The following is a 3,282-nucleotide window of genomic DNA, read 5'->3' as shown; positions in this document are numbered from 1 at the left end:
GCGTGCCCAGTGCACAGGGCATCGGGTGCTCCCCGCAGCGAAATCAAGGAGGAGGCCGCAGGCCGGGGGACATTCGCGGAGGGGAGTACCCGGTGGCCTGTGCACGCGCCCTGAAAAAACAACAGCGCCCGATCAAAACAGCGGCAACAAGAAATCAAGTCGCAGCGTAGCGCCCCGGCTTGTGGTTGATCCACAGAAAAAGCCCCATCACCACCGCAGCCAGCACCGACCATCCCACGCGCTGCGGCGGAATCACGAACAGCGCGAGCAGCACCACCGTGCAGTCGATGCCGATCTGCACCTTGCCAGCAGGCCAGCCGCGCTTTTCCTGCAAGTACAGCGTCAACACGGTCGCGCCACCCAGGCTCGCCCGATGGCGCGCAAGGAACAGGCATCCGGTGCCCAGCAACAAGCCGCCGAGCACCGCTGCAAAGGCCGGGTGCAGCGAATCGATCGAGATGTAGCGCGGCGCCCAGTCGGTCATCACCGACAGCAGTGCGATCGCCGAGAAAGTCTTGACCGTGAAGGCCCGGCCCATGTGGCGCCAGGCGAACCAGTAGAACGGCAGGTTCACCAGGAAGAACACTTTCCCGAAGCTCACGCCGGTAGCGTAGTGCAAGAGGAATGCGACGCCGGCCGTGCCGCCCGTGAGCAGCCCCGCCTGGCCGAACAGCATCATGGCGATGGCGACGAACAGGGTGCCCGAAAAGATGGCCTGCGCATCGTCGAAACGCGAGTGGCGCAGCAGTTCGGGGCGCGTGGCGGGTTGTTGTGGCGCATCCATGGCGGGCCTGACGCAAATCCCGCGCCACCTGGCGGCCTCAGACCAGGTGGGTCGCCAGCATCTCCCGCGCCCGCGTCACGAATTCGGTCTCTCCGCGGCGCGCGGGCAGGAACTGGAACGCGACCCGGGGCAGGGCCGGCAGGCCGTGCGGCGGCGCCAGCCGGCCAACCCCTTCGCACACCGCCGATTCGTTCAGGCAGGCCACCCCCAGCCCCGCAGCCAGCGCCGACTGCAACCCCGCGACGCCCGACGCCACGTGCGCCAGCACATACGGCACGCGCCGCCGCCGCAGCAGCGCCACCGTGTACTGGTGCAACGAGCAGGTGTCCGGCAAGGCCAGCAGCCGCACCGGCTCGCCGCGTGCGAGCCGCATGCCGGCCGCGCCGAGCCACGCGAGCGATTCGCGCCGGATCACCGGAGCCTTCGCACCCGGCTCGGTCGATGGCGACGTTCCGGCGATGTTCATCGCGAGCCCCACGTCGAAATCGCCGTGCGCATAGGCGGCCCGCAGCGCGTCGCTCTTCATGATGCTCACGTGCAGCCGCACCTGCGGATAGCTCTCGCCAAGGCGCCCCAGCAGCCGCGTGAGATCGCCGGGACGAAAGTAGTCGGTCACGGCGAGCCGCAGTTCGCCCTGCAGCGTCTCGCCGTGCAGATCGCGGAACGCCTCGTCGCTGAGCGCGAGGATGCGGCGCGCATAGGCCAGGAGGCGCGTGCCGGCCTCGGTCGGTGCCACGCCGGCCTTGCTGCGCGTGAGCAGCGACTGCCCTGCCCGCTCCTCGAGCTTGCGGATCTGCTCGCTGACCGACGACTGCGACAAAAACACGCGCGGCGCCGCGGCCGTGAGGCTGCCGGCATCGATCACCGCGGCCAGGGTGCGAAGCTGTTCCAGGTCGAAGGTCTGCATGGTTCATCCATCCGTTTATCCGATGGATTCCATCATATCTTCCCGCTTTTCCGATGCCTTTGAAGTTCCCACAATAGCCCCATCGTCACTCATTTCTTCATGGAGTTCCCTATGCCGCACATCGTTGTCCACCTCTCGGGCGAGCCCGACGCCCAGCTCACGCGCAAGACGGTCGACGTGGTCGCCGAACTGACCCAGAGCGTGCTCGGCAAGCAGCTGCCGGTGATCGCCGTCACGGTGCAGTACATCGCCGCCGACACCTGGTTCATCGGCGGGCAGTCGCTGGCCTCGCTCGGCAAGTCGGCCTTCCACCTCGACATCAGCATCACGGACGAGACCAACACCAAGGCGGAAAAGGCGCGCTACCTGCGCGAGGTGCATGCCGCCATGGCGCGGCTGCGGCCCGACCTGCACGAGGTTTCGTACATCCACGTGATCGACGCCCGCGGCGCGGCCTACGGCTACGGCGGAAAGACACAGGAGTACCGCCACCAGCAAGCGGGCGTTTGAAGCCCGCGGCGGGGCATGGCACCATGCGGCCATGCCCCCCGCCACCCTGCACGCCGACAGCTTCGGCAACCCGCTCACGCTCGACGATGCCGCCAGCCTGCCGCTGGTCGAAGACTTCACCATGGGCTTCGTGTCGACCGAGGCACGCGCGGTCAATCTGCTGGCCCTGGCCGACAGCGACGCGAGCCCGATGGTGCAGGCCTACTGCGCAACGCTGCACCTCTTCGCCGAATCGCGCGATGCCGCGGCCAATGCGCGGCCCTTTCTTGCCAAGGCCCGCGCCGCATCCGAACGCGCCACGCCGCGCGAACGGCGCTACATCGCGGCCATCGAAGCCTGGGCCGAGGGCGACATCGCCAAGGCCATCGCCCTGCACGCCGAGCAGGCTCGGGAGCATCCGCGCGACCTCGTGTCGGTGAAGCTGGGGCAATACCACTGCTTCAACACCGGCGACTGCCCGGGCATGCTGCGCCTGGCGCTCGCCGCGCTGCCGGCCGCATCCGACGTGCCCTATGTGCATGGCATGGCGGCCTTCGGCTACGAGCAGTGCCACCTGATGCGCGAGGCCGAGGCCAGCGCGCGCCGCGCCATCGGCATGTGCCGCAAGGAGCCGTGGGCGCACCATGCGCTGGCGCATGTGATGCTCACCGAGGGCCGGCTCTGCGAGGGGCTGGCCTTCATGCAGGGCGTGAGCGACAGCTGGAGCGGCCTCAACTCGTTCATGGTCACGCACAACTGGTGGCACGTGGCGCTGTTCCTGATCGAGCTCGGCCGCGACGATGAAGCGCTCGCGCTGTACGACCGCGAGGTGTGGGGCGTGGTGAAGGACTACTCGCAGGACCAGATCGGCGCCGTCTCGCTGCTGGCGCGCTTCGAGCTCGCGGGCATCGGCGTGGGTGCGCGGTGGGACGACGTGGCGAGCCACCTGCTGCAGCGCACGGCCGACCACGTGCTGCCCTTCCTCGACCTGCAGTACCTGTATGGCCTGGCGCGCGCCGGGCGGCCCGAAGCGGACACGCTGCTGCGCAACATCGAAGCCCATGCGGCGCGCGCGCCGCTCTCCACGCGCGCCGCCTGGCAG

At 68.7% G+C, this 3,282-nt stretch carries 4 protein-coding genes; 2 read left to right on the top strand and 2 right to left on the bottom strand.

The annotated features are described in order from the left end of the window. Positions 1-154 precede the first annotated feature (154 nt). Positions 155-784, bottom strand: a complete 630-nt coding sequence (locus AC1DOC_RS25675; RefSeq protein WP_124960113.1) for a YitT family protein — start codon at positions 782-784, stop codon at positions 155-157. Between the two features lie 37 nt (positions 785-821). Next, positions 822-1,691 (bottom strand): LysR family transcriptional regulator, encoded by an 870-nt coding sequence (locus AC1DOC_RS25670; protein WP_062365538.1) that lies wholly within the window; start codon positions 1,689-1,691, stop codon positions 822-824. Positions 1,692-1,802: 111 nt separating this feature from the next. Between AC1DOC_RS25670 and AC1DOC_RS25665 the strand changes: the two genes are divergently transcribed. Beyond that, positions 1,803-2,201 (top strand): tautomerase family protein, encoded by a 399-nt coding sequence (locus AC1DOC_RS25665; RefSeq protein ID WP_015867129.1) that lies wholly within the window; start codon positions 1,803-1,805, stop codon positions 2,199-2,201. 31 nt (positions 2,202-2,232) lie between these two features. After that, a partial coding sequence (locus AC1DOC_RS25660; protein ID WP_478130756.1) for a tetratricopeptide repeat protein occupies positions 2,233-3,282 on the top strand: 1,050 nt, incomplete at its 3' end.

The sequence above is a fragment of the Variovorax sp. 01T439_2 genome (genome assembly GCF_056398445.1).
This window is presented reverse-complemented; position numbering and strand designations above follow the sequence as displayed.